This is a genomic window from Arthrobacter sp. ISL-28, assembly GCF_018613875.1.
Classification (GTDB): Bacteria; Actinomycetota; Actinomycetes; order Actinomycetales; family Micrococcaceae; genus Arthrobacter.
Genome location: NZ_JAGGPJ010000018.1, coordinates 62,551 through 87,079, shown reverse-complemented (window position 1 = coordinate 87,079; position 24,529 = coordinate 62,551). Strand labels below are relative to the sequence as shown.

Below are 24,529 nucleotides of genomic sequence, written 5' to 3'. Positions count from 1 at the left end.
GGCGGCCACTTGAACACCACGCCTTATGAACACTAAAAGCACGACGCCGGAACTCGAGGTGAGTTCCGGCGTCGTGCGTTGCCAGTGGTTTCCGACCCGCTTTCTAGACGAGGATTTCTAGACTGCGCTTCCTGGACTGCTCTTCCTAGACCGCGGCCGTGATGCCTTCCGCTTTACGCTCCTCCACGAGGCCGCAGATGGCCGGGAACAGCGGATGGGCAGCGGTGAGGCCGGTGATGCGTTCCGTTGCCTCCTCGGCAGGGATACCGGCCAGGATCTGCCCGAGCTCCACCGCTTCGGCGTCGGCGGGATCGTTGAAGCGCAGCGCGGAGGCAATCGCCCCGAGCAAGGCCTCCGGCACGATTCCGCGCTCAGCCAGTTCAGCGGCCGGACCGATGAACCGTTCGTGCCGGCTGAGTTTGCGCAGCGGCGCCCGGCCCACACGATGCACGGTGTCCGGCAGATGCGGGTTGGAGAAACGGCTGAGGATCTTCTGCACGTACGCTTCCTGCTCGTCGTGGCTGAAGCCGTGCTTGGCCACCAGCAGGTGCTTGGTCTCGTCGAGCACCGCCCGCACATCCGCCGCCACGTCCTGGTCGGCCATGGCATCGGAGATTTTCTCCAGCCCGGCCTCGAAGCCGAAGTACGCGGCGGAGGCGTGGCCCGTATTCACCGTGAAGAGCTTGCGCTCGATGTACGGGCCGAGCTGGTCCACGAACGTCGCTCCCGGAATGACGGGTGCGGCGCCCCCAAAGGGCGTGCGGTCAATGACCCACTCGTAGAACGTCTCCACCGTGACGTCCAGGCCCTGGCCGGGTTCCTGGTTGGGCACGATCCGGTCCACGGCGGTGTTGGCGAACACCGCCGCGTCCGCCAGCTGCCCGGCGGCGTCGTCCCAGGAGGAGACAATCGCCTCACGCAGGATGTCCGTGGCATTGATCGCGTTCTCGCAGGCCATCACCTGCAGCGGTGCCAAACCAGCGCTCCGGGCGGCGATCCCCTTGGCGATCGCCGGGGCCACGAACTTCAGGATGTGCGGCCCCACGGCGGTGGTGACGATGTCCGCCGTCGTGATCTCCGAGATCAGCACGTGCTCCTGGGTCCCGGAGTTGATCGCGCGGAAGTTATCCACGGTGCGCACGGTGGGGTTCTCCCCCACCTCGTGGACCTTGTAGCTGTCCGCTGCGGCAAGCTGGGCGATGAGGTCCTCCGCAACATCGGCAAACACCACCTCGTACCCGGCCTCGTGCAGCAGCAGCCCCACGAATCCGCGGCCGATATTTCCGGCTCCGAAATGTACTGCCTTCACTATGCGTTGACCTTTCCGAAGAGTTCCAGCACTTCGTCCACAGATGTTGCGGCCTCAAGCTGCGCCACCTGGGCCTTGTTCGTGAAGACCTTCGCGATGGAGGACAGGATGTGGAGGTGCTCGTTATTGATGCCGGCCACGCCCACCACGAACTTGACCTGCTTGCCGTTCCAGTCGATGCCGTCCGGATAGCGGACCACGGAGACAGCCGACTTCATGATGTGGTCCTTGGCGGCGTTGGTGCCGTGCGGGATCGCCAGGTAGCTGCCCATGTAAGTGGAGACGGATTCCTCGCGCTCGTGCATGGCGAGGATGTAGTCGTTGTCCACGGCCCCGCGCGCCAGCAGCAGCTGGCCCGCTTCGTCGATCGCGGCATCGCGGGTTGTCGCCGTGCCGTTGAGGATCACGCTGTCCGCCACCAGGATGTCCGACGGCGGCACGGCAGCTTTCGCGGGCGTCTCGGCAACGTGCGCCCCGTGGGCGCCTGCGGCAGCAGCGGCGGGAGCGGCAGCGGCGGGCGCACCGCCGTCGGCCGTTTCCGGTGCGTTGCTGCTCTTGACCAGTTCCACGATTTCGTCGTACCGCGGGCTGTTCATGAAGTTGTCCACCGAGACGTGGAAGGCACTGGCCGTGGCTGGCTTGGCGCGCTCGGTAAGGTCCTGGTGCGTGATGACCACATCGTACGCGTCGCTGAGGTTTGCGATGGACGCGTTGGTTACCGTGACGTCCGGGAAGCCAGCCGCCTTGATCTTGTTGCGCAGCACCGATGCGCCCATGGCACTGGAACCCATGCCGGCATCGCAGGCGAACACGATGTTCTTGACGGGGCCGGCCATCACGCCGACGCCGCCACCACCCGCCCCGGTCAGCGCGGAGGCGACCGAGCTCCTCTTGCCCTTCATTTCTTCCATCCTTGAGGTGGCGGCGCTGAGGCTTTCCTCCTCGGTTTCACCCACAGGGGTCTTGCTGGCCTTCAGGATTACCGACGCGATCAGGAAGGACACGGTGGCGGCGAGCAGGACCGAAAGGATCACGCCGACGTAGCTGTCCCGGGCGGTCTGGGCGACCACCGCGATGATGGATCCCGGGGCCGCCGGCGCCACGAGGCCGGAGTTCGTGAGGGCCAGCGTCGCGATCCCGGTCATGCCGCCGCCGATTGCGGCGAGGATGAGGACCGGCTTCATCAGCACGTAGGGGAAGTAGATCTCGTGGATGCCGCCGAGGAACTGAATAATGGCGGCACCGGGAGCCGAGGCCTTGGCCAGGCCCTTGCCGAAGAACATGTAGGCGAGCAGGATACCGAGGCCGGGGCCGGGGTTGGCTTCGAGCAGGAACAGGATGGACTTGCCCTGCTCCAGCGACTGCTGGATGCCCAGCGGCGTCAGCACGCCGTGGTTGATGGCGTTGTTGAGGAACAGCACCTTGGCCGGTTCGATGAAGATGCTGGTCAAGGGCAGCAGTCCGTTGTTGACCAGGAACTGAACCACGTTGCCCGCGGCCGTGCTGAAGGCCGTGACCAACGGGGAGATGCCGTAGAAGCCGAGCATGGCGAGCAGCGCACCCCAGATGCCGGCGGAGAAATTGTTCACCAGCATCTCAAAGCCGGGCCGGATCTTGCCGTGCCAGATTGAGTCGAGCTTCTTCATGGTCCAGCCGCCGAGGGGGCCCATGATCATGGCGCCAATGAACATCGGGATGCCGGCACCGACGATCACGCCCATGGTGCCGATGGCGCCAACAACGCCGCCCCGGACGTCATAGACCATCCGGCCGCCGGTATAGGCAATCAGGAGAGGCAGCAGGTATTTGATCATGGGACCCACGAGCCCCGTGTTCGCAACCCCCTCCGCGTTGGTGCCGAAGCCGCCAAGCTGCGGGACCGGGATCCAGCCCTTCTCGATGAAGAGCGCGGTAATGAGGCCCCAGGCGATGAAGGCGCCGATGTTGGGCATGATCATGCCGGACAGGAACGTCCCGAACTTCTGGACGCCTACGCGCATGCTGGTGCGGGGTTTCGCAACTGTCTCTGTTGCCATGTGATTTCCTAACCGTGATTCCTGCTGCATCGCAGGGTGGTCCGATGATTCGTGGAGTTAGCCGGAGGAACTGCCGGAGATCCGGTGGAGCCATTCGAGGAAGAGCTTGAGTTCGGAGCTGGAGAGCTGGTCCGAGTGCGAGGCCTGCAGCGCCGCATTCAGGGCTATGGCCGCCACCACCACCGATGATTTGCCGGAATCATCCGGTGACGCGGCCTTTGCCTGGTCGGTGGACACCGCGAAGATCATGGCGTCCCTTGTCATTGTGGAGAGTTCGAGGTTCCGGTCCGTGGCCGGCTCCGCGATCAGCATGAGCGTGACGCCCACGTTGGCTGCCAGAATGCTTCTGGCAGCTTCCCTCGGCTGGACGTTCAGCTGCCCGGCCGCGGCGGCCTTGTTCAGCATCTCCTCCATGAGTGCCTCGGCATCGGCGACGATGGACGGGCGGCTCTCGGGCCGGATGTTACCGAACATGACCAGATACAGTTCCGGCTGGTTCAGCCCGAACTGCACGTGGTTGTCCCACATCCGCCGGATGTCTTCCAGCGGCTGTCCGGACGGGGCGAAGTCCCGTTCGCCCGCCACATATTCTTCGAACCCCGCGGATACAACAGCGTCAAACAGGCCTTCCTTGTCACCAAAGTGGTGGTACAGGGTAGGCGCAGTCACCCCGGCCAGTTGGGTGATCTGGCGGGTGGAGACAGGTGCTCCCGCGGATTTGGCCAGCAACTCGGCTGCCGCACGCAGCAGCCTCGTCTTAGGCGGTAGCTGGCCATCGAAACTCATAACCGCTACCCTAGCACCTATAGCAACGCTATATGAACTGCATCACATACACTTTTTTCAGGCACCGCAAAAAACCACCGGACGTAGCTGTTCCGGATCGCCCGGACCAGTCCGGGTAGAGACCGGCGGGCCTGGCTACCGGCAGAGAACGAGGACCTTCAGTGCAGAACTTCCCAGGAGTTGGCGTCAGCCCCGGCCGCATCATCGGCACCATCCGCCAGATGCCCAAACCCATCAGTGAACCTCCGGCCGGCGAGCAACTGCCTCCGGGCACCTCGCCGGAGGACGCGACGGCGGCGCTGAAGGCAGCGGCGAATGCAGTCCACGATGAGCTGAAGGCGCGTGCCGACCACGCCACTGGCGACGGCAAGGCCGTCCTGGAAGCCACAGCACTCATGGCCAAGGACACGATGCTGATCAAGGGCGCCGCGAAGCTCATTGCCCGCGGCATGTCCAGCCAGCGTGCCATTTGGGAATCCGGCTCCTCGGTCTCCGAGATGCTCCACAACCTCGGCGGCTACATGGCAGAGCGCGCCACCGACATCCTGGATGTCCGCGCCCGTATCGTGGCGGAGCTCCGTGGGGTTCCCGCCCCCGGCATTCCCACCTCGGAGACGCCGTTCATCCTTGTGGCCGAAGACCTGGCGCCTGCGGACACTGCCACCCTGGATCCCAACAAGGTCCTCGCGCTTGTCACGGCCGGCGGCGGCCCCCAGTCGCACACGGCTATCATCGCCCGCTCGCTCGGCCTGCCGGCCGTGGTCGCCGCCGTGGGCGTGGACGAACTGCCGGACGGCACGGAGGTCTACGTGGACGGCGCCGCAGGCTCCGTCACGGCCAGCCCGGACGAATCGCTGCATGCCGCAGCAGAGGCATGGGCGGCCACGGCCTCCCTCCTCGCCGAGTTCAGCGGCACAGGCGCGACGGCGGACGGCCATCTGGTCCCGCTCCTCGCCAACGTGGGGGGCGCCAAGGACGCCGAGGCCGCAGCCAAGCTCGGCGCGCAGGGCGTTGGACTGTTCCGTACCGAATTCTGCTTCCTGGAGCGCGACACCGAGCCCACCGTGGAGGAGCAGGCTGCCGCCTACAAGGGCGTGTTCGACGCCTTCCCGGGCAAGAAGGTGGTTCTCCGGACACTGGACGCCGGCGCCGACAAGCCGCTGCCCTTCCTGACCGACTCCACGGAGCCCAATCCCGCCCTCGGCGTCCGTGGCTACCGCACGGACTTCACCACTCCGGGCGTCCTCGACCGCCAGCTGGAGGCCATTGCCCTCGCCGAGAAGCAGTCCGAGGCTGACGTCTGGGTCATGGCCCCGATGATCTCCACAGCCGAGGAGGCTGCCCGCTTCGCGGCGATGTGCGCCGATGCAGGCATCAAGACCCCGGGCGTCATGGTGGAGGTGCCATCCGCAGCACTCACCGCCGACACCATCCTGCGTGAAGTGGCCTTCGCCAGCCTCGGCACCAATGACCTCACGCAGTACGCCATGGCCGCCGACCGCCAGCTCGGCCCGCTTGCCGGGCTGAACACGCCCTGGCAGCCCGCGGTGCTGCGCCTCGTGGGGCTGACGGTGGAAGGCGCGGCGGTAGAGGGCCACAACAAGCCTGTGGGTGTCTGCGGCGAGGCAGCAGCGGACCCGGCCCTCGCCGTCGTGCTGACCGGACTCGGGGTGACCACCCTGTCCATGACTGCCCGGTCCCTGGCTGCGGTAGCCGCGGTCCTCAAGACCGTCACGCTGGCCGAGGCGCAGGAGCTCGCGAAGCTGGCCCTCTCCGCTCCCAGCGCCACCGAGGCGCGCGCGTGGGTCCGGGAAAAGCTTCCCGTCCTGGAGGAGCTCGGCCTGTAGCTCATCAGGCCATTCACCCTAAGTTGAAGCCGGTGCCCGGATCCTTCCGGGTGCCGGCGTCGGCCGCTACGCGGGCGGATCCCGCTTAGGCCGTGACATCGTCGGCCGCCGTGCTGGCCCAGTGCACAATGGCCTGGGCCACGGCCTCCGGGGCGCTGTCCTGGACCACGTGCCCGCGTCCCAGCACATCCACAAACGTTCCATGCTGCGCCTGGGAGGCGAGGAACTCGCACCAGGGACGGCGCGCGATCGGATCCCTGCTGCCCCGGAGCACGAGCACAGGCTGGTCAACGCCGCACACCCGCGTCTCCAACGGGTATGCCAGCATCACCGGCAGCTCGGTCAGGTACCAGCGGAGCCCGGCCTTGAAGTAGTCGCCGAACACCACGAGGTTGGTGGACGGGCTTTCGCTGAGCAGTGCATCGCGCGTCAGGGCCAGCGCATGCCAGGCCGCGCTCCTCCGGGCAGGATCCACGACCGGTCCCATGAGCACCACGCGGCTGACCAGGTCCGGCTCCTGAAGGGCGAGTTCCACCGCGAACTGGACGCCCATGGAGTGGCCCACCACCACGCAGGACTGGACACCGGCGTCGGCGAGGACCGCGGCGACGAAAGCCGCATATTCACCTACCGACACCTGGCGGCCGGGTCGCGGCGTGTCGCCGAACCCCGGCAGATCGAAGGAATAGACGACGGCGTCGCGCGCCTGCCTGCCGCTGGCCAGTTCAAGGTGCAGCCGGGCTAGGTAACGGTGCGAAACCCCGATGCCGTGGAGCAGCACGAAGACCTGCCCGCCCGTCTTGGACGGCCGTTCCGCGTTGCCGAACTCTTGCTGGGAGGAGCCGGGCTGAGAGGACCGGGGCTTAGAGGATCCGCGCTCCTGCCCTGGAGCGGCGGCCGACAAGTACAGGCGGCCCGTCAGGCCGTTCGCGGACACGTCCGTCCCGTCGCCCAGTTTCATCCGCTGAGCATACCCCGCCAGGGCCGCGGCCCGGGGCCATCACCATGGCAGCAGTTAGGCTTCTGCCATGGCATTGATAGCTCCCAGGGTGGCGGGCGCCCTTCCCGCCGAGGATGCGCAGAGACTCCAGCACGCGCTCGAAGGCGGCACTGATATCACCGTGTTCGTGGACGGCACGGTCCACCGCCTGCCGCCCCAGGCGAGGGACGCCGTCGTCGACCTCCTGGCCAGGTTCAGCCGCGGCGAAGCCGTGACGGTAAGCAGCGTGGAGGAGATGCTCACCACCTCCCAGGCTGCGGAACTCGCCGGAATCTCGCACACCTACCTGCGCAACATGACGGACCGGGGCGAAATACCGGTGGAATACCGCGGAACGCACCGCCGGATCCGGCTGGCCGCGATCATGACCTGGCTCGAAGGGCAGAAGAAGAAACAGGCCGCCGCAGAACGGGACGGCCATCTCCCGGACGACGAAGCGGACAGGGGCACCGGACACAACAGCGACATCGGGCACAAGAGGGGCACCGGACACAACAGCGACATCGGGCACAAGAGGGGCACCGGGCAAAAATGACGCGCCGCCGCTCCTCAGTGACGGCGGGATAAGGATCAAGCAACGATCCCCCGAATCACGGGAAATGGGCCTGCGGCCGGGGTTACTCTGTACTCGTGTTGAGATTCCGGGGGTTGCACATTGTGGCGGGCATTGCCGCCATGGGCGTGTCTGCCGTACTCGGAATGATCGTGCACCTGAACAACACGGCCATCTTCACGTCCAGTTGTGTGGCCTACGTTGCGGTCTCAATGTGGGCCGAAGGCAAGATTTCCAAGCGCCGGAGCCAGCTTCAGGGCCGGCCGCAGATTCCCAACCCCGCAGCGTCAGACCACGTTGTTGACCAGCCCGCTGCTGAGCAACCCGCTGCTGAGCAGATCGGCGAACAGCGCCAGCCGGATCACCATGCCGGTCAACGGCGCACGCGCCGCGAAGGCAATGCGGCCTGACCTTCCGGGCTAGATCCGCGGCCGTGCCGCCCAGCGCCGCGCTTTGAGGGCGGCATGCAGTTCCAGCCGGGCCATCCCTTTGAGCGGGTCCACCCCCACGATCTGACGGATCCGGCCCAGCCGGTTGTAGATGCTGCTGCGGTGCAGGTGCAGTTTCGCGGCAACGTCCTGAACGGAGCCGTCGTTGTCATAGAGGAGCTCCAGCACGGGCAGCAGTTCCCCGTCGCGGTCGTGGTCCTCCAGCGCGCGGAAGTTCACGGATCCGGCGTCGCCCCAGACGCCGGCGCCGCCGCCGGCTGATGCGAGGAGCTGGTAGACGCCGGTGGCCCGGCAATCCACGAGTTCACCGAGCTGGGCATCCACCGCCGCAGCCTGGGCAGCCACCTTGGACTGGCGGTACGCCTCCGCCAGCTCCTTGGTCCGGGTGAAGCCCTCGCTGATTCCGAGGATGATGCGTTCGACCGGGCGCCCCGAACGTTTGGCGAGTTCGAGCTGGTAATGCACCAGCACCTGGGCGTGGTTGGCCCGGCCGGTGGATTCCCGGAAGAGCACCACGGAGTGGGTTTCGGCCCCGGCACTGAACAGGGCGGCGTCCACGCCGATGGTTGCCTGCAGTGCGGCGGCCCGGTGGATGAGCGTGGAGGCGATCGGATCCGGGCCGGCCGACCAGCCGTCGGCATCCAGGACCGTCACCAGCTGCCACGGTCCGCGGTCCTGCACTTCCTTCCAGCCCGCCACGGCAGCCACGGCATTGGCCTCGCCGGCGCAGGCCGCCAGGAATTCACGTTCACGGCTGCGCCGGAATTCAGACTCGGCGGTGTTGGAATCCAGCAGCAGCCCAGAGAGCAGCTCAAGCTCATCCCGGACGTCGGGCAGCTGGGTGAGAATCGCCGTCGCACTTTCCTCCTCAACGTCCTGCTGCACCCAGAGGTACCCCACGCGGAAACCGCGGACCATCAGCGGGACGCACACCCGTCCCAGCATGCCCAGCTCCTCGTTCGCGGGAACGACGACGGGACGCACCGCCGTGGCGATCCCGTGCGAGAGCTGCCACGCCTTGACGTCCACGGGCACGCGTTTGCTGAGGAGGAAGTTCACGCGGACCCTGTCGGCGTGCGACTGATTGGAGCTGTACGCGAGCAGAAGCCCGTCCAGGTCCTCAAGCGACAGCCCGCGGCCCAGCTTCTGTGCCACCCGCTCCACGAGCTGTTCCACGTCGTGCTGCATGCAGCAAGACTACGTCCCCGAGGGCGTTTCCGGCGAACGGACAGCAGGCGACACTTGACGCTTCCAGACTCGACAAACGTCGAGATCATTCTCGAAAAAACCCCGGAATTCCGGGGTTTCCATTGCTCCGGCAGGAACGTTTCCTGTCACCTGCCTCACAGCCGGATCTATTCTGGAAACACAACTCCCCAGCAACTTCCGGCCCACAAAAGCCATCGAACATGGAGCCCAAAAAATGATCATCGGTGTCCCCAAAGAGATCAAAAACAACGAATTCCGCGTCGCCATCACTGCCGCCGGTGTTCACGAATTCCGCACGCACGGCCACACGGTCCTCGTGGAGCGCGGCGCAGGCCTGGGCTCGGGCATCACGGACGAGGAATACGCCATTGCCGGTGCCGAAATCGTCGCCGACGCCGACGAGGTCTGGGCCCGCGCCGACATGGTCATGAAGGTCAAGGAACCCATCAAGGCCGAATACCACCGCTTCCGCAAGGGCCTGATCCTCTTCACCTACCTCCACCTCGCTGCGGAGCCGGAACTGACCCGCGAGCTCATCAACTCCGGCGTCACGGCCATCGCCTACGAGACCGTCCAGGAAGGCCGCACCCTTCCCCTGCTGGCCCCGATGTCCGAGGTTGCCGGCCGGCTGTCCGTCCAGGTCGGCGCGACCTCCCTGATGGCGCCCGCCGGCGGCAAAGGCGTTCTCCTGGGCGGCGTTCCCGGCGTCCGTCCCGCCAAGGTCGTGGTCCTGGGCGCCGGCGTGGCCGGCACCAACGCCGCCGCCATGGCCCTGGGCCTGGGCGCGGACGTCACCATCCTGGACATCAACATCAACCGCCTGCGCGAACTCGACGCCCAGTACCAGGGCCGGCTCAAGACGGTCGCGTCCAACAAGTACGAGATCGAAAAGTCAGTCGTGGACGCGGACCTGGTCATCGGCTCCGTGCTGATCCCCGGCGCCAAGGCTCCCAAGCTCGTCACCAACGAACTCGTGGCCCGCATGAAGCCCGGCTCCGTACTCGTGGACATCGCCGTGGACCAGGGCGGCTGCTTTGAGGACACCCACCCCACCACGCACCAGGAACCCACATACAAGGTCCACAACACGATCTTCTACTGCGTGGCCAACATGCCCGGCGCCGTCCCGAACACCTCCACGTATGCGCTGACCAACGTCACACTCCGCTACGGCATTTCGCTGGCCAACCTCGGCGTCAAGGCCGCCTTCGAGAAGGACCCCGCCCTTGCCGCCGGGCTGAACATCGCCGCCGGCCACGTGGCACACCACTCCGTCTCCGAGGCCCACAACCTGCCCCTGGTAGCGGATTGGCACCAGCTGGTCTCCGCGTAACACCCCACCGCGCAACACCCCACCATCGATTGCTCCGTAAGCGCCCTTTTGACCCCTCATAAGGGCAGTTACGGAGCAGTCGATTGGTGTTTAAGCGAGCTCCCGCGCCTTTTCGATGAGTTTCAGGACTTCGACCGGGCCCGCCGGGTCAACCGGGACGGGCAGCGCCGAGGCGGTGCCGCCGTCGGAAATCTTGTCGGCGAGGATCCGGTAGAACTCCGGATAGGCGCCGCGTTCGGTGGACACGCGGTCGAGGTGGCCGTTGCGGCCCAGCGTCCCGGCCCATTCGGGGTCCTCCACACCGTATTCCTCGTCCAGCGGACCTCCGCCGGCCACGATGTACGGCTCCTGCGGGTCCACACCGTGCTTGGTGAAGCCGCCCTCGGACCCGAGAAGCCGGTAGCGCGGACCCTGCTGGGCGCAGAGCATGTTCATCCAAAGGTGGCTGAGCACACCGGACTCGTGGCGCACCACCAGGAAGCAGTCATCATCCACTTTTTCGTCGGGCCGCCGGGCCTCGAGCTCCGCGTGAACCACTTCGCCGGGTCCGAAGAGTTCGAGGGCCTGATCCAGCAGGTGGGTGCCGAGATCGAACAGGACGCCGCCGCCGTCTGCCGCCGTGGCCTCCGCCTTCCACGCCTTCGACACTTCGGGAGACCACCGCTCGAAGCGTGATTCGAACCGCGTCACCTGGCCGAGCGCGCGGCTCTCCACCAGTCCCTTGACGGTCAGGTAGTCGCCGTCCCAGCGCCGGTTCTGGAACACGGTCAGGACCCGGCCCAGCCGCTCGGCCAGGCCGATCAGCTCCCGCCCCTGCGCGCTGGTCACCGCGAACGGCTTGTCCACCACCACGTCCAGCCCGGCCTCCAGGGCGGCCTTCGCCAGCGGGTAATGCGTGGCGGGCGGGGTTCCCAGCACCACAAGGTCAAGGTCCGCCGCAAGGGCGAGGACGGCGTCGCCGTCGGGCACTGTCCTCACCCCCGGATAACGCTCGACGGCGGCCGCCTGGCGCCCGGCGTCCGACGTGGCAATGACGTCCAGCGAGTATCGGAAGTCCGCCGCGATCAGCGGCGCGTGGAAGACGCTGCCGGAGAGCCCGTAGCCCACCACGGCGGTGCGGATGGTATGTGCGTCGTTCGGCTCCGGCCGGGAGGCCGCGGAAAGGGGCGAGGAGGAGGAATCGGTGCTCATGGTGCAACGCTACTCCGCGGATCCGACCACGCGCGTCACGAGTTCGCGCCACGTTTCCTCGAGCCGCTCCGGGGAAACGCCGTGCACCCGGACGGCATGGAGCAGCCGCTCCGGGTCGAGGGTGGCGCTGAGTGACATGGCCATCAGCCACGGGTCCGCGTCAAAGCCGGCGGCGCGCAGGAGGTACTCGATGTGCCGGTGCCAGAGCACCACAGCGGGAACCTCGAAACGGTTGTAGAGCGAATGGTCTGCGGCCCGGGCGAGGTCACCGTACTCCAGGACGTAGCCGATGCGTCCGGCACCGAAGGCGATCAGCCGGTCAAGGGGCGGCGCCCCGGGACCCAGCGGCGGCGGACCGAACATGAACCTGCCCTGGAACTCGGCCTCGGCATCACTGAGCAGGGTCATCATGAGCCCCGCACGGCTGCCAAAGCGGCGGAAGACGGTCCCCTTGCCCACCCCGGCGCGTTCAGCGAGTTTGTCCATGGTGAGCCCGTCCGCCCCGCATTCGTCGATCAGCTCCCGGGCGGCGGCGAGCAGCAGTTCCCGGTTCCGGGCGGCGTCCCTGCGTTCCGGCGGCCCGCCACCGGACGCCGATCCTGGGCGGATTGGGATGAGGCTCACAAGAAACATTCTAGTCCGGGGAATAACATCCGGACCGTAGTCCGTTTAGTATCAGTGAAGGCACCAAACGCCTCCACAACCAGCAGCCGGCGGACCGTTCCGCGGCCTGACACAAGGAGTTCACATGTCCAAGAGCACCGTACTCGTCCTGGTCGGCAGCCTCCGCGCCGACTCCACCAACCGCAAGCTCGCCGAGGCCATCCAGCTGAACGCTCCTGAGGATCTCGACATCGTGATCTACGAGAGCCTGGGCAACCTCCCGTTCTACAACGAGGACATCGACATCGAGGGCCAGGTCCCTGAAGCCGCCGCAGCCCTGCGCAGCGCAGCGAACGAGGCCGACGCCCTCCTCCTGGTCACTCCGGAGCACAACGGCACCATGCCCGCTTCCCTGAAGAATGCCATCGATTGGCTGTCCCGCCCGTACGGCGCCGGCGCCCTGACGGGAAAGCCCACCGCCGTCGTCGGCACCGCCTTCGGCCAGTTCGGCGGCGTCTGGGCACAGGACGAGGCCCGCAAAGCCGTCGGCATCGCCGGTGCCCGCGTCCTTGAGGACGTCAAGCTCGCCGTCCCCGGCTCCATGGTCCGCTTCGCCGAGACCCACCCGAAGGACGACGCCGAGGTTGTCGAGCAGATCAACGGCATCTTCAGCGCCCTCGCAGCTGCCGAGCTGACCAGGGTTGCAGCCTAGTCTCGACTCGACGCCTCATCCCCCAAACGCCCCCGGCAGCCGACCTGCCGGGGGCGTTTTCTGCCCAGGCATTTTGCCGGAGACGTTTTGCCGGGGCTGTAGCCTTTCCGGCAGGCATGGATCCTCACTGGCTGGTGCAGCCCGGCGCAACCGTTCCGTGACTGAGCTGCAGCCGAACTGTCACCGGCATCCCGTTCCACCCCGACTTCCGCCGCCGTAACGTTGAGTTACGGGACGTACCGGAGCAGGAAGTGCGGTGCAGTCATGAAGACCAGCCAGGGTGGCAGGGCACGTACGACGGCGTTTGCCGCCTTCTGCCTGATGCTTCCGTTGTGGCTCGGGTCCTGCATGCCCCTTCCGGGCTCCCCCGGCGCCGGGCAGGCACCAGCCGCGGCCCCCGCCCCCCAGCCTGCTCCCGCCCCAAGTCCGTCCGAGGCGGCAGCACCCCCGCCGACCGTACTGCCGGTTCCGGAACCCGGCCGGATCTCCGGCGCAGAACCGGGATCGGGGTCCGGAGCCGGCTCAGGCATTGCGGCCGTCCCGCCACGCGGTTACGCACCTGCTTCCCCGCCTGAAGCCGAAGTGCCGGCCGGACAAGATTCGGAACGGCCTGCCAACGCACCCGCCGTCCGGGAGCTTCCTGCCGCCGGAACGCCAGCCTCCCCCGCGCCGGAAGCAGCGCCGGGTGCGGGGCCCGGATCCGGCGCTGAATCCAGCGGTGGGTTCGCCGCCGGCCCGGTCGGCAGCGCCGTCGGAACAGCGGTGTACTACGTGGCTTTGGATGACGGCGGCAGTTCCGGTGTGCGGTTCGGCTGCAACGACAGCCTGGTTGCCGTCCACACGGCCGATCCTTCGATCCGCGAGCCGCTCCAGGCTGCCATGAGCCAGCTGCTGTCCGAAGGCCGGACTCCGACGCCCGTGGGACTGTACAGCGCGCTGGACGCGTCCGCGCTGCAATACGTTTCCGGATACTTTGATGGCGCCACGGTGGTCGTCAACCTCACGGGCTCGGTGCAACCGGGCGGCGCCTGCGACATCCCGCGGATTGAAGCGCAGCTCACCCACACCGCCGTCACGGCGGTGGGGGCCATCCGGGCGGAGATTTACGTCGACGGCGTCAGGCTGGCCGACGTTCTGAGCCTGCGCTAGGTCCTGAGCCCGCGCTGGGGACGGGCCTGCGATAGCGACGGGCTCTGCCTGCGCTAGAGGGGGCGCTGGCCGCCGCGGGCGGTGCTCGTCACTCGCGCGGCCTGGCCCGGGTGAAAAGCGCGTCCATTTCGGCATGACTGCGGGCTCCGGCGAGTTCCGACCAGTTGCCGTCGCCCAGGACGTCTGCAGCCACCCGGGATACCGTTGCGTAAGCAGCCTTCGCCGTGTTGCCGCCGATGCTGATCCGCCGCACACCGGCGTCATGAAGTTCCCCGACGGAGGGCGCGCCGACGCCTGCCAGGGCGTTCAAGGGTGCTGGAATCCTGCGCGAGAGCTCGTGCAGGATGTGCAGGTCCGTCACGCCGGGAACGAAGATCCCGTCCGCTCCGGCCGCCAGATAGGCCGGCGCCCGCCGCAGCGTTTCGTCGTAGGCCGAGTCCGGAAAGCGCCCCGAAAGGAATGTGTCCGTCCGGGCGTTAATGAAGAGCCGCACCCCTGCTTCCTCAGCGACGGCCCTGATGACGCCAATCCTTCTGGCCTGCTCGGCCACGTCCGTCAGCGGTTCCCCGTCGGAGTCCTCGATATTCACGCCAATGGCCCCCGACGCCAGCACGGCCACGATGGTCTGCCGCAGCATCGCATCGTCGAAGGCGCCGTCCGAGCCCGCGTACCCGGTTTCGATGTCTGCCGTCACCGGCAGGTCCGTTGCCGCTACGATCCGGCTGAGTGCCCCCATGGCGAGGGCCTGAGGCAGCTGGTTGCCGTCCGGAAAGCCCAGGCTCCATGAGATGGCCGAGCTTGACGTGGCAAGGGCGTGGGCTCCGGCCTCCTCCACCACCTTTGCCGACGCCGCATCCCACACATTCACCAGCACCAGGGGGGCCGGTCCCTCCGCGTGGAGTTCGCGGAAGGCAGCTGCCTTCACGGGCTGGGCGGGAACTGGGGCTGGAAGTGACTGGGAGGTGGTCATGCTCTATTCCATGCCCTGGGCGGTCTCAGGTAAAGCACCACAGGTAAAGGACTGCAGGCAAGCACAGACGCCCGAAGCGAGCGTGAAGGCAACAAGTGTTGTTCCACTGGCAACAGTTGGATGTATCCTAGGGACTGTGACCCACGAGACACTTGACGCCGCCGCAGCCGTCCTGCCCGCCGAAGCCATTGACGCGATCGAGAGGGCTGCAACCTCAGCCCACCGCCACGAGGGACTCTTCTCGGAGCGCGCAGCAAACATCAAACAGTCAGCTGTCCGGGACGTCTTCGACATCTCCATGCGCCCGGGGCTCGTCTCGCTTGCGGGCGGAAGCCCGTACCTGCAGTCCCTCCCGCTGGACAGACTGGCCCAGACCGCCGCGCGGATCATCGCTGAGGACGGGCTGACCGCACTCCAGTACGGCGGGGGCCAGGGCACGGAAGAGCTGCGCACCCGGATCTGCGACGTCATGGCCGCGGAGGGCATCCTGGACGCCGCACCCGAGAACGTGGTGATCACCGCGGGCTCGCAGTCGGCCCAGGACGTGGCCGCCAAGGTTTTCTGCAACCCGGGTGACGTCGTCCTCGTGGAGGATCCCACCTATGTGGGCGCCCTCAATACGTTCGAGGCGTACCAGGTGCAGGTTGAGGCGGTGGTCATGGACGACGACGGTCTGGTGCCTGACCTTCTCGAGGCCAGGATCGCCGCGCTGCAGACCGCAGGAAAAAACATCAAGTTCCTCTACACCATCCCCAGCTTCAACAACCCCTCCGGGATCACCTTGGCGCAGGAGCGGCGGCAGCAGGTGGTGGACATCTGCCGTCGGGCCAACATCCTGGTGCTTGAGGACAACCCCTACGGCCTGCTGCGCTTCGACGGGAAGCCGCTCGAACCGCTCCGGGCCGCCAACCCGGACGACGTCATCTATATGGGGTCGTTCTCCAAAATCTTCGCCCCTGGGCTGCGCATGGGCTGGGCGCTCGTCCCGGCCCACCTGCAGCGCCGCTACTACCTGGCCGCCGAAGCCGTGACGCTGTGCCCGCCCACGCTGAACCAGATGCTGGTTTCGGCGTATCTGCGGGACTACGACTGGAAGGGGCAGATTCAGACCTACCGCGGGTTGTACGCCGAGCGCTGCCACGCGATGTTGGAAGCGCTGGAGAAGCACATGCCTGACGGGCTGACGTGGACACGGCCCGAGGGCGGCTTCTTCGTGTGGGTGACCCTTCCGCAAGGCGTGGACACCTACCCTCTGCTGCGGAAGGCGATCGATGCCGGCGTCGTCTTTATTCCCGGTGCGGCCTTCAGCCACTCGGACGAACCGTCCAACAAGCTGCGCCTGGCGTTCAGCGCCGTACCCCCGGAGGCCATTGACGAAGGCGTGCGGCGGCTCGCGCCCGTGCTGCAGGAAGCTATTGATGCAGCCACCGGAGGACAGGCGGAAGCCTGACCTGCTGTGGGCCCGGGTTGCGCTGTAGCCTGAGAACGGGCCCGGCCGGGCTGACGCAGGATGCACAGAGGCAGCGCGCACCCGGCTGTGGCGAACGAAGAGGAGCGGGACCATGAGCGGAATCATTGTTGTGGGTGTGGATGGCAGCGGAACCGCCCGCAAGGCTGCGGAGGCAGCCCGGGATCTGTCCGTAGCGCTGGGCGCGACGCTGCACGTGGTGTCGGCCTTCGAGACTGACCGGACCGAGGTGTTCGGCAGCGGGAGCGACAAGTGGATCGTCTCCGATGCCGGAGAAGCTGAAAAGGTCGCCAAGGACGTTGCCGCGAGCCTCGCCGTCGGCGGCCTCCCGGTCACGTATTCGGCGGCGCGGGGCAAGCCGGCCGACGCCCTCATCAGGGAGGCGGAGCGTTTAGAGGCACGGATGATCGTGGTGGGAAACCGGCGCATGCAGGGCCTCGGGCGGGTGCTGGGAAGCGTGGCCAACAGCGTCGCCCACAATGCACCCTGCGACGTCTATATCGCCAACACGTACGGCGCCGACTAGGTCGGCCGGGCTTCGGCCCGAGTTGACCCGCGTCACGGCTGCTGGTGGGCAGTCTCACCCGGTTTTCGGGGGATTGCCGGCGTTGCAACGGTAAAATTGAAGGTGCCCCCGATGGTGCGGACAGTCCAGCACCCACTACGCCAGGGAACCGAAAATGCTTACGCTTCAGCGACGCCAGCTCGTCGGCCACGACATCCTCCTTGCTCGCCACGGCAACCACATCTGCTCCATGCGGCTGGATCGGAGTGTGGGCCGGGTCGTCGCCCTGCTGGACGACGGCTCGGTGGACAGCGCCCCGAACCTCATTTCGCCGGACCTCCGGCTGCCCGACACGGTGGGGAGCGTGATGCGCGATGACTGGAAGTTCCTGGCCACCGTGTCCGGCTGCATTGCTGGGCTGACCGCAGTCATGATCACGGCCGCGGTCAACCTTGCAGGCCTCGCCGCCGATCCCGCCCTCGCCGAGCTGATGTCCACCTACCCGGCCTACTGACCGGCGTTTGCTGGACCGGCCCTTCCGCCGAGGGAGCTGACCCCGCCTGGCGGCGGTCCCCGTCAGCCAGCGTGGACCGTTAGCTCCGTCAGCATCCACCAGAGCCACGTGATGAGGCCGCCGCAAAGGAGTGCGCCCGCGACGACCTGGGCCAGGGTGTGGGCACGCACAACCACCCGCCACCAGGCGACTGCAGGAATCAGGAGCAGCAGCGGGCTCCACGCTGTACCCAGCATGAGGACGGCGATGGCGGTCGACGCCGCAATCGCACCCGCGTGCCCGCTGATCTTCCAGAAAAGGCTGACGACGGCGGTGACCACCACCCCGCCCACGATGGCCAGAACCATCACGACGACGCTCTTCGGGGCATTGATCGCCGTCAGCACTCCCAGCCCCAAGAGGAGCGATCCGAAAGCCATGGCAAGCACCGGAGCCCGCTGCTCCCGCCTGCTGACATGGTGGTCGGTGACCTTTCCGAGCTTCACCAGCACCAGGACGGCCCCCAGCGGCAGCACGCACACAAAAAACGCCGCGACAGCGCCGAACCAGGCGTTTCCGGGGAAGCCGGGCTCGAGGGCAGGACTCACCAGCAGGAGCACCGTCACCACCACGGGTGGCTGGAACACCTCGGAAAGCAGCCTGGCGGCCCGATTTTTTGCGCAGATCCCGATGAGGGGAGGATCCGGGTGCGCTGGGCGATTCCGCATCTTGCCGTCAACGGGCCCGTTCATCTAAGGGAGCCTAGTCAAGGAGCAGGGCGGGCTCTTCAAGGATGGCGGCGACGTCGGCCATGAAGCGTGCAGACAGGTCACCGTCCACCACCCGGTGGTCGAAGGACCCGCCGAGCGTCGTGATCCAACGCGGGATGACCTCACCGTCCAGGACCCAGGGCTTCTGCTTGATCGTCCCGAAGGCCACAATGGCGACTTCACCCGGGTTGATGATGGGCGTGCCCGTATCGATGCCCAGGGCCCCGATGTTCGTGATGGTCAACGTGCCGCCCTGCATCTGGGCCGGCTGCGTCTTGCCGGCGCGCGCGGTGGTGGCAAGGTCGTTCAGCGCCAGGGCCAGCTCCTTGAGGGAAAGGTCCTGGGCGTTCTTGATGTTCGGCACCATCAGGCCGCGCGGGGTGGCCGCGGCAATGCCGAGGTTCATGAAGTGCTTGACGTGGATTTCCGCGGCATCGCTGCCGGCCGGGTCGTCCACCCAGGTGGCGTTCACGCTGGGGTTGCGGGCTGCAGCCCAGATGACTGCCTTGGCGAGGATCAGGAGCGGGGAAACCTTGATCCCCTCGAAATCGCGCGAAGCCTTGAGACGCTTGACGAATTCCATGGTGCGGCTGGCATCAACATCCACAAAGATGCTGACGTGCGGCGCCGAAAACGCCGAATCCACCATAGCCTTCGCGGTGGCCTTGCGGACGCCCTTGACCGGGATCCGCTCGATCCGCTGGTCCTGCGGCCGGCCCGACTTGCCCCAGAAGGTGTCCGCCTTGTCCAGCTCCGCGTCCCGCTGGGCCTGGTAGCTGACCAGGTCTTCCCGGGTCACCTCGCCGCGGGCGCCGGTGGGCACCACATCGGCCAGGTCAATGCCCAGGTCCCGGGCGATCTTCCGTACCGGCGGCTTCGCCAGGACCTTGCTCATCAGCCCGGTGATGGCGCCACCAAGGGTGGGCTTCTCCTGACCGCTGATTGAGCCTGTCGAAATCCCGGGCTCGGCCAGCGGAGCCGTACCGCTGATTGAGCCTGTCGAAATCCCAGGCTCGGCCAGCGGAGCGGGACCTCCGGTCTCAACAGCCTGGACCACGGGCCTGGCGGACGCCTTCCGCGGGCGCGGCTTAACGGCGTCGGCCTTCGGGCCGGAGCCCACCAGCGGGCCGCCCGCCGGACCGCCTGCGGCAGCACCGCTGTGGGAAGCCGCTTCGTGGGGGTGCTGGTGCAGCTTCCCATACATGAGCGGCTCGGGCTCGGCCTCCTGCAAGGGGGGCAGCGGGACGTCGGCCGGAGTGGGGTCACCGGAAACGTCGTCGGAAACGCTGATGATGGCCGTCCCGACGTCGATCGTCACGCCTTCGGGAACAAGCAGTTCCGTGACGGTGCCGGCGAACGGGGACGGCAGTTCCACGAGGGACTTGGCCGTCTCGATTTCGCAGAGGACATCGTTGATGGCCACCGTGTCCCCCGGCTTGACCTTCCAGGAGACAATCTCGGCCTCGGTCAGGCCCTCGCCCACGTCGGGGAGGTTGAACTTGTTAAGAGTCATGGGTTCCTCGGGTTTCAAAAGCTCAGGCTGGCCGGCCGGTGCCCGGAGGCGACTGCAGGCGGAAACGTCAGTAAGCGGAGGGGTCAGTAGCCGAAGGCACGGTCCAGCGCCTCAAGGATGCGGTCGATGTCCGGGAGGTAGTCCTCTTCGACCTTGGCCACCGGGTAGGGCATGTGGAAGCCGCCCACGCGGATGACTGGCGCCTCGAGCGAGTGGAAGGCACGTTCACCGATCCTGGCCGCGATTTCGCCGCCGATCCCGCCAAAGGTGGGGGCTTCATGGGACACGATCAGCCGGCCGGTCTTCTTCACCGAGGCTTCAATGGTGTCGAAATCGATCGGCGAGATGGAGCGGAGGTCGATGACCTCGATGCTGCGCCCGTCCTCTGCGGCGGCGTTGGCCGCTGCGAGAGCCACGGGAACCAGCGGACCGTAGACCACCACCGTGGCGTCGGTGCCTTCCCTGACAACGTGGGCCTTGAAGGGATCCTGGGCGAGGCCTGCCGTCTCGGTGTCCACCTCACCCTTGAGCCAGTAACGGCGCTTGGGCTCGAAGACGATCACGGGGTCCTGGCAGTCGACGGCCTGCTGGATCATCCAGTAGGCGTCGTGCGGGTTGGACGGGGTGATGATGCGGATGCCCGCGGTGTGCGCGAACAGCGCCTCAGGAGATTCCGAGTGGTGTTCGATCGATCCGATGCCGCCGCCATAGGGGATGCGGATGACGACAGGGACAGTCAGGTTCCCGTTGCTGCGCGAGTGCATCTTTGCGAGCTGGGTGGTGATCTGGTTGAAGCCGGGGAACACAAAGCCGTCGAACTGGATTTCACACACCGGCAGGTAGCCGCGGAGCGCCAGGCCGATCGCCGTGCCGATGATTCCGGATTCAGCGAGCGGAGTATCCACCACGCGGTCGGCACCGAACTCACCGATCAGGCCGTCGGTCACGCGGTAGACGCCTCCGAGCGGTCCGATGTCCTCGCCCATCAGCAGTGTCTTGGGGTTGTTTGTGAGCGTGGCGCGCAGGCCCTCGTTGATGGCCTTGGCAATGGTCATGGTGGTCATCAGTGGCCAGCCCCTTCCGCGGTGTCCTCGCCGGCAAATCCCGCAGCGTACTCCTCGAACCAGGCCAGTTCCTCGGCCACGAGGGGATGTGCCTCCACATACGTATTGGCGAAGGCCGCCCGGATGTCCGGGGTGTCCGAATCATAGGTTGACTTGCGGATGTACGCCGCAAGTTCATCGCCGTCAGCGGCCACCTTCTCAAAGAAGGCGTCATCGGCCATGTCCTCGGAGCGGAGGTACTTCTCCAGCCGCTCCAAGGGGTCCTTCGCCCTCCACAGCGCTTCCTCGGAGGACTCCCGGTACTTCGTGGGATCGTCCGCGGTGGTATGGGCGCCCACGCGGTAGGTGAAGGCCTCGATCAGCACCGGACCGTTCCCCTGGCGCGCGTGCTCGAGCGCCCATTCAGTGACGGCGTGCACGGCGATGACGTCGTTGCCGTCCACGCGGATCCCCGGGAAGCCGTAGCCCTTGGCGCGGTTGGACAGCGGGATTCGGGTCTGAACGGCCGTAGGCACGGAGATGGCCCAGTGGTTGTTCTGGCAGAAGAAGACCACGGGGGCTTTGTAGGAGGACGCGAAGACCATGGATTCGTGGACATCGCCCTCGGAGCTGGCGCCGTCGCCAAAGTAGACCATGACGGCGGCCTTGGGCTCGGCTGGCTGGGAGTCGGACAGGCGGTTGGCCTCAGCCAGCCGCTGGTCGCGCTGGATCCCCATGGCATAGCCCACGGCGTGCGGCGTCTGGGCCGCCAGGACCAGCGTGTACAGGTGGAAGTTGGTGTCCTTGGGGTTCCAGCCACCGTTGGAGATGCCGCGGAACTGCCGCAGAAGCTCTGCCAGGTCCACGTTTCTTGTGAGGGCAACCCCGTGCTCGCGGTAGGTAGGGAAGATGTAGTCTTGCGGCTGGCTGGCCCGTCCGGAGCCGATCTGGGCGGCCTCCTGGCCCGTCAGCGGGACCCACAGCGCCAGCTGGCCCTGACGCTGCAGGGCGGTGGCTTCCTGGTCGAAGCGCCGGATCGCCGCCATGTCGGCGTAGAAACCGCGGAGCTTTTCCGCATCCAGCCTGGCGGCGTACTCGGAGAACACGGAATCCGTTCCGAGCGTGCCGTCCGGCCCAAGCAGTTGGACCATCTCGGCGGAGGGCTCGCCCAAGGCAGCCTCGGCCTCGGCCTCTAGCTGGTCGTCCAGCTCTGTTCCGTCGAACTCGGTGGAGGGCAGATGTGTTGCGCCCATACCGTCTCCTTGCTTGCCGCATCCGGATGCTTGCAAATTCGCTGGGATATATGCCGCATAAGGAATACATTCCCGATACGGCATATATTTCTGGCTTACTGTTCCTTACTTTATCCGGCGTAGGTTGGGCCGGGCGTTTGTTAAGCGCTAGGAACGTCGTGGCGGTTTTGTATAGATCGCACAGAGCTCAAGGAAGCGGCTATTGGCCTCGGGTTCGCCGATGCTGACCCGCACGCCCTCAGTGCCAAACGCACGGACCGAAAGCGCCCGCTCCCCTGCCAGCTGGGCGAATTCAGCGCTGTTCTCCCCGAGATCCAGCCACACGAAATTCCCTTCCGCCTCCGGAATAAACCAACCCAGGTCACGGAGACCGGCGGTAACGCGGTCCCGCTCATCCACCAGGCTTTGTACCCTTTCTACAACCTGGTCGAAATTCTGGAGCGACACTACGGCGGCCTGTTCAGCAATCTGGGAGACTGCAAACGGCGTGGCGGCGACCCGCAGATACTGCGTGAGCCCAGGCTGGGACACGCTGTATCCCACCCGGAGGCCAGCCAGGCCGTGGGCCTTCGAGAAGGTCCTGAGGACCACGACATTGGGGTATTTCCGGTACATCCGGATGCCATCTACCGCGTCTTCCGCCCGGACGAACTCCTGGTAGGCCTCGTCGATGACCACCACGACATCCGAGGGGACGCCGTTGATGAACCGCTCGGTCTCCTCGGCCGTCACAACGGGGCCGGTGGGGTTGTTCGGAGTGCACAGCAGGATCACCTTGGTACGCACAGTCACTGCTGCGGCCATGGCGTCGAGATCGTGCCGTCCGTCCGGAGTAAGGGGAATCCGGACGCTGTGGGCACCCGACAGGCCGACGCAGATGGGATAAGCCTCGAAGGACCGCCAGGCATAGATGACTTCGTCGGCCTTGCCGTCGTCGTTCTGGCCGGCGAACGCGGCCAGCAACTGATTGAGGGCCCCGAGGCTGCCCGCCCCGGTGACTATGTCCTCGGCCGGCACCTCAAGGAAGTCGGCCAGCGCGGTCCGGAGCTTGGTGCTGAGCGGGTCCGGGTAGCGGTTAAAGTCCGTCTGCGCCGCAATGGCTTCGACCACCGCCGGAATCGGCGGCAGCGGGTTTTCGTTGGACGACAGCTTGTAGCTGGCCAGGCCGTCGACGGCGACCGGCGGCTTGCCTGCAGCGTAGCGGGGCAACCGGTCAACTACCGGTCTCGGCCTGACGCCGCCCGCCATGGTCTCAGATGAAGTCATGCCAACTAGCCTACTTCGCCCTCTGCGTCCGCGGTTCTGCCCCCTTACCGCAATGTGCGGGCATGCGGCTGCCGCTGTGCGGCCAGTTACGAAGATTGGACCGTCTTCGCGTGGTGCGCGCCGCCGCCGCTTCTTCGCTAGGCGTTCAGCTTGGGAGAGGGGGCAGCAGCATGGGGTCCGCCAAAGTCGAGGGCTATCGCGCGCGCAGTTTCCTGAAGCCGTGGCACAACGGTCTCTTCGATTGCTTCCGCTGACGCCCGATGCGTCTGCAGGGAGACGTTCGCCGCCGCGACCATCTCGTTGCCCCGCCAGACGGGGACTGCCACACCGCGCAGGCCGTCCTCCAGCTCCTCTGAAACCATGGACCAGCCCCTGGACAGTGCTGATTCCACCTCGGACCGGAGTTGTTCGGGGCTGCTGATTTTGCGCCCGGTGAACCGCTGCAACTGAACCTCCTGGAGGTATTTTTGGAGTTCCGGCTCCGGCAGCCCGGCAAGGAGCACGCGGCCCATGGAGGTTGCCCAGGCCGGGAACCTGGTACCCACGGTAATGGAGACGCTGAGCAGCCTTGGGGACGGTACGCAGGCTACGTAGACCACGTCAGGGCCCTCCAGGATGCACAAGGCTGTTGTCTCGTTCAGGCTTTCGGCCAGAGCCTTCAGGTGTGGTTCCGCCACCCTTGGCAGCGTCAGGCCGGCCAGGAAGGACCTGCCGACGTCCAGCGAACGTGCCGTCAATTCGTAGGTGGAGCCCTCAGCCCGAAGATAACCGAGATCCGCGAGGGTCATCAGGAAGCGCCGGGCGGACGCCCGGGTCATGTCCGTCCGCGCTGCAATCTGCGAGACGGTGAGCTGCGGGTGTTCGGTGGTGAAGGCGAGCAGGACGTCAAACGCCTTCTCAACCGACTTCACAAAGTAGGCTGGCTGCTCCTCCATGGACTTCGCGTTCCTCTCCGAATGCGCTGGCTGGCCCGTACGGCGTGCCGGGTCTCAGAGCCTTTTCGATCATATCGGGGCAGTGGCCTGAAGCGGCGGCCGTGGTCCCGCCCCAGATTCAGTTCCCCTCCTCCAG

Annotated in this window: 22 protein-coding genes and 1 pseudogene; 9 read left to right on the top strand and 14 right to left on the bottom strand. The window is 66.5% G+C overall.

Translation table 11 applies throughout. The features are described 5' to 3' along the window. Positions 1-145 precede the first annotated feature (145 nt). The 3 genes from J7E80_RS14810 to J7E80_RS14800 are packed head-to-tail and all read right to left on the bottom strand — an operon-like array spanning position 146 to position 4,131. On the bottom strand, positions 146-1,309 hold the full coding sequence (locus tag J7E80_RS14810; RefSeq protein WP_215052823.1) for a mannitol-1-phosphate 5-dehydrogenase: 1,164 nt from the start codon (positions 1,307-1,309) through the stop codon (positions 146-148). After that, positions 1,309-3,345: a PTS mannitol transporter subunit IICBA gene (locus J7E80_RS14805; RefSeq protein WP_215052821.1), complete on the bottom strand. Its 2,037-nt coding sequence runs from the start codon at positions 3,343-3,345 to the stop codon at positions 1,309-1,311. The genes J7E80_RS14810 and J7E80_RS14805 overlap by 1 nt, the downstream gene beginning before the upstream one ends. Positions 3,346-3,402: 57 nt before the next feature. Then, positions 3,403-4,131: a TetR/AcrR family transcriptional regulator gene (locus J7E80_RS14800; RefSeq protein WP_215052818.1), complete on the bottom strand. Its 729-nt coding sequence runs from the start codon at positions 4,129-4,131 to the stop codon at positions 3,403-3,405. A gap of 161 nt (positions 4,132-4,292) precedes the next feature. On the opposite strand from J7E80_RS14800, the gene ptsP reads away from it, so the two are divergent. Continuing rightward, positions 4,293-5,978, top strand: a complete 1,686-nt coding sequence (gene ptsP / locus J7E80_RS14795; protein WP_215052816.1) for a phosphoenolpyruvate--protein phosphotransferase — start codon at positions 4,293-4,295, stop codon at positions 5,976-5,978. 85 nt (positions 5,979-6,063) lie between these two features. Here the strand turns inward: ptsP and J7E80_RS14790 are convergent, their stop codons facing one another. Then, a complete protein-coding gene (locus tag J7E80_RS14790) occupies positions 6,064-6,939 on the bottom strand; it encodes an alpha/beta fold hydrolase (RefSeq protein WP_215052814.1) in 876 nt (291 codons plus the stop codon). Positions 6,940-7,006: 67 nt separating this feature from the next. Here J7E80_RS14790 and J7E80_RS14785 point away from each other — a divergent pair. Together J7E80_RS14785 and J7E80_RS14780 are read left to right on the top strand one after the other, a co-directional pair. Continuing rightward, positions 7,007-7,396: pseudogene (locus J7E80_RS14785) on the top strand (helix-turn-helix domain-containing protein); the annotation flags it as partial. A gap of 212 nt (positions 7,397-7,608) precedes the next feature. Further along, positions 7,609-7,941 (top strand): hypothetical protein, encoded by a 333-nt coding sequence (locus J7E80_RS14780; RefSeq protein WP_215052813.1) that lies wholly within the window; start codon positions 7,609-7,611, stop codon positions 7,939-7,941. A gap of 9 nt (positions 7,942-7,950) precedes the next feature. Here the strand turns inward: J7E80_RS14780 and J7E80_RS14775 are convergent, their stop codons facing one another. Beyond that, the gene (locus tag J7E80_RS14775; RefSeq protein WP_215052811.1) at positions 7,951-9,168 is read right to left on the bottom strand and encodes a CdaR family transcriptional regulator; all 1,218 of its coding nucleotides are present in this window, start codon (positions 9,166-9,168) and stop codon (positions 7,951-7,953) included. A gap of 235 nt (positions 9,169-9,403) precedes the next feature. On the opposite strand from J7E80_RS14775, the gene ald reads away from it, so the two are divergent. Then, the gene (ald, locus tag J7E80_RS14770) at positions 9,404-10,522 is read left to right on the top strand and encodes an alanine dehydrogenase (RefSeq protein WP_215052809.1); all 1,119 of its coding nucleotides are present in this window, start codon (positions 9,404-9,406) and stop codon (positions 10,520-10,522) included. Positions 10,523-10,612: 90 nt separating this feature from the next. On the opposite strand, the gene J7E80_RS14765 is transcribed toward ald, so the two are convergent. Beyond that, complete coding sequence (locus tag J7E80_RS14765; RefSeq protein WP_215052807.1) at positions 10,613-11,713, bottom strand: Gfo/Idh/MocA family oxidoreductase; 1,101 nt, start codon at positions 11,711-11,713, stop codon at positions 10,613-10,615. 9 nt (positions 11,714-11,722) lie between these two features. Continuing rightward, positions 11,723-12,337 (bottom strand): TetR/AcrR family transcriptional regulator, encoded by a 615-nt coding sequence (locus tag J7E80_RS14760; RefSeq protein WP_215052805.1) that lies wholly within the window; start codon positions 12,335-12,337, stop codon positions 11,723-11,725. A gap of 124 nt (positions 12,338-12,461) precedes the next feature. Between J7E80_RS14760 and J7E80_RS14755 the strand changes: the two genes are divergently transcribed. Both J7E80_RS14755 and J7E80_RS23885 read left to right on the top strand, forming a co-directional pair. Further along, the gene (locus J7E80_RS14755) at positions 12,462-13,028 is read left to right on the top strand and encodes an NAD(P)H-dependent oxidoreductase (protein WP_215052803.1); all 567 of its coding nucleotides are present in this window, start codon (positions 12,462-12,464) and stop codon (positions 13,026-13,028) included. Between the two features lie 264 nt (positions 13,029-13,292). After that, positions 13,293-14,177, top strand: a complete 885-nt coding sequence (locus J7E80_RS23885) for a GerMN domain-containing protein (RefSeq protein WP_251036905.1) — start codon at positions 13,293-13,295, stop codon at positions 14,175-14,177. Between the two features lie 88 nt (positions 14,178-14,265). Here the strand turns inward: J7E80_RS23885 and J7E80_RS14745 are convergent, their stop codons facing one another. Further along, positions 14,266-15,147, bottom strand: coding sequence for an isocitrate lyase/phosphoenolpyruvate mutase family protein (locus J7E80_RS14745; protein WP_215052801.1), 882 nt, complete (start codon positions 15,145-15,147; stop codon positions 14,266-14,268). A gap of 136 nt (positions 15,148-15,283) precedes the next feature. Here J7E80_RS14745 and J7E80_RS14740 point away from each other — a divergent pair, with 136 nt between their 5' ends. The 3 genes from J7E80_RS14740 to J7E80_RS14730 all read left to right on the top strand — a co-directional run bounded on the left by J7E80_RS14740 (position 15,284) and on the right by J7E80_RS14730 (position 17,634). Continuing rightward, on the top strand, positions 15,284-16,597 hold the full coding sequence (locus J7E80_RS14740) for a PLP-dependent aminotransferase family protein (protein WP_215052799.1): 1,314 nt from the start codon (positions 15,284-15,286) through the stop codon (positions 16,595-16,597). Positions 16,598-16,709: 112 nt separating this feature from the next. Beyond that, positions 16,710-17,141: a universal stress protein gene (locus J7E80_RS14735; RefSeq protein ID WP_215052797.1), complete on the top strand. Its 432-nt coding sequence runs from the start codon at positions 16,710-16,712 to the stop codon at positions 17,139-17,141. Positions 17,142-17,295: 154 nt separating this feature from the next. Beyond that, positions 17,296-17,634 carry a hypothetical protein gene (locus tag J7E80_RS14730; protein WP_215052795.1) on the top strand — a complete coding sequence of 113 codons (339 nt, stop codon included), beginning with the start codon at positions 17,296-17,298 and terminating at the stop codon, positions 17,632-17,634. Positions 17,635-17,696: 62 nt separating this feature from the next. Here the strand turns inward: J7E80_RS14730 and J7E80_RS14725 are convergent, their stop codons facing one another. The 6 genes from J7E80_RS14725 to J7E80_RS14700 all read right to left on the bottom strand — a co-directional run bounded on the left by J7E80_RS14725 (position 17,697) and on the right by J7E80_RS14700 (position 24,393). Further along, entirely contained in the window at positions 17,697-18,341 is a 645-nt protein-coding gene (locus J7E80_RS14725; RefSeq protein ID WP_215052871.1) for a phosphatidic acid phosphatase, read from the bottom strand. Positions 18,342-18,375: 34 nt separating this feature from the next. Beyond that, complete coding sequence (locus tag J7E80_RS14720) at positions 18,376-19,896, bottom strand: dihydrolipoamide acetyltransferase family protein (protein ID WP_215052793.1); 1,521 nt, start codon at positions 19,894-19,896, stop codon at positions 18,376-18,378. Positions 19,897-19,979: 83 nt separating this feature from the next. Further along, the gene (locus J7E80_RS14715) at positions 19,980-20,960 is read right to left on the bottom strand and encodes an alpha-ketoacid dehydrogenase subunit beta (protein ID WP_215052791.1); all 981 of its coding nucleotides are present in this window, start codon (positions 20,958-20,960) and stop codon (positions 19,980-19,982) included. Next, positions 20,960-22,192 carry a pyruvate dehydrogenase (acetyl-transferring) E1 component subunit alpha gene (gene pdhA, locus J7E80_RS14710; RefSeq protein WP_215052789.1) on the bottom strand — a complete coding sequence of 411 codons (1,233 nt, stop codon included), beginning with the start codon at positions 22,190-22,192 and terminating at the stop codon, positions 20,960-20,962. Before pdhA ends, J7E80_RS14715 begins: the two co-directional genes overlap by 1 nt. Positions 22,193-22,339: 147 nt before the next feature. Continuing rightward, positions 22,340-23,458: a histidinol-phosphate transaminase gene (locus tag J7E80_RS14705; protein WP_215052788.1), complete on the bottom strand. Its 1,119-nt coding sequence runs from the start codon at positions 23,456-23,458 to the stop codon at positions 22,340-22,342. 137 nt (positions 23,459-23,595) lie between these two features. Continuing rightward, on the bottom strand, positions 23,596-24,393 hold the full coding sequence (locus tag J7E80_RS14700) for an IclR family transcriptional regulator C-terminal domain-containing protein (protein ID WP_215052786.1): 798 nt from the start codon (positions 24,391-24,393) through the stop codon (positions 23,596-23,598). Positions 24,394-24,529 lie beyond the last annotated feature (136 nt).

What these genes read in the sequence shown, in the direction of transcription:
- J7E80_RS14805 (WP_215052821.1), bottom strand. Translation starts at nt 3,345, where the DNA reads ATGGCAACAGAGACAGTTGCGAAACCCCGCACCAGCATGCGCGTAGGC.
- J7E80_RS14800 (WP_215052818.1), bottom strand. Translation starts at nt 4,131, where the DNA reads ATGAGTTTCGATGGCCAGCTACCGCCTAAGACGAGGCTGCTGCGTGCG.
- J7E80_RS14790 (WP_215052814.1), bottom strand. Translation starts at nt 6,939, where the DNA reads ATGAAACTGGGCGACGGGACGGACGTGTCCGCGAACGGCCTGACGGGC.
- J7E80_RS14775 (WP_215052811.1), bottom strand. Translation starts at nt 9,168, where the DNA reads ATGCAGCACGACGTGGAACAGCTCGTGGAGCGGGTGGCACAGAAGCTG.
- ald (WP_215052809.1), top strand. Translation starts at nt 9,404, where the DNA reads ATGATCATCGGTGTCCCCAAAGAGATCAAAAACAACGAATTCCGCGTC.
- J7E80_RS14765 (WP_215052807.1), bottom strand. Translation starts at nt 11,713, where the DNA reads ATGAGCACCGATTCCTCCTCCTCGCCCCTTTCCGCGGCCTCCCGGCCG.
- J7E80_RS14755 (WP_215052803.1), top strand. Translation starts at nt 12,462, where the DNA reads ATGTCCAAGAGCACCGTACTCGTCCTGGTCGGCAGCCTCCGCGCCGAC.
- J7E80_RS23885 (WP_251036905.1), top strand. Translation starts at nt 13,293, where the DNA reads ATGAAGACCAGCCAGGGTGGCAGGGCACGTACGACGGCGTTTGCCGCC.
- J7E80_RS14745 (WP_215052801.1), bottom strand. Translation starts at nt 15,147, where the DNA reads ATGACCACCTCCCAGTCACTTCCAGCCCCAGTTCCCGCCCAGCCCGTG.
- J7E80_RS14735 (WP_215052797.1), top strand. Translation starts at nt 16,710, where the DNA reads ATGAGCGGAATCATTGTTGTGGGTGTGGATGGCAGCGGAACCGCCCGC.
- J7E80_RS14730 (WP_215052795.1), top strand. Translation starts at nt 17,296, where the DNA reads ATGCTTACGCTTCAGCGACGCCAGCTCGTCGGCCACGACATCCTCCTT.
- J7E80_RS14725 (WP_215052871.1), bottom strand. Translation starts at nt 18,341, where the DNA reads ATGCGGAATCGCCCAGCGCACCCGGATCCTCCCCTCATCGGGATCTGC.
- J7E80_RS14720 (WP_215052793.1), bottom strand. Translation starts at nt 19,896, where the DNA reads ATGACTCTTAACAAGTTCAACCTCCCCGACGTGGGCGAGGGCCTGACC.
- J7E80_RS14715 (WP_215052791.1), bottom strand. Translation starts at nt 20,960, where the DNA reads ATGACCACCATGACCATTGCCAAGGCCATCAACGAGGGCCTGCGCGCC.
- pdhA (WP_215052789.1), bottom strand. Translation starts at nt 22,192, where the DNA reads ATGGGCGCAACACATCTGCCCTCCACCGAGTTCGACGGAACAGAGCTG.
- J7E80_RS14705 (WP_215052788.1), bottom strand. Translation starts at nt 23,458, where the DNA reads ATGACTTCATCTGAGACCATGGCGGGCGGCGTCAGGCCGAGACCGGTA.
- J7E80_RS14700 (WP_215052786.1), bottom strand. Translation starts at nt 24,393, where the DNA reads ATGGAGGAGCAGCCAGCCTACTTTGTGAAGTCGGTTGAGAAGGCGTTT.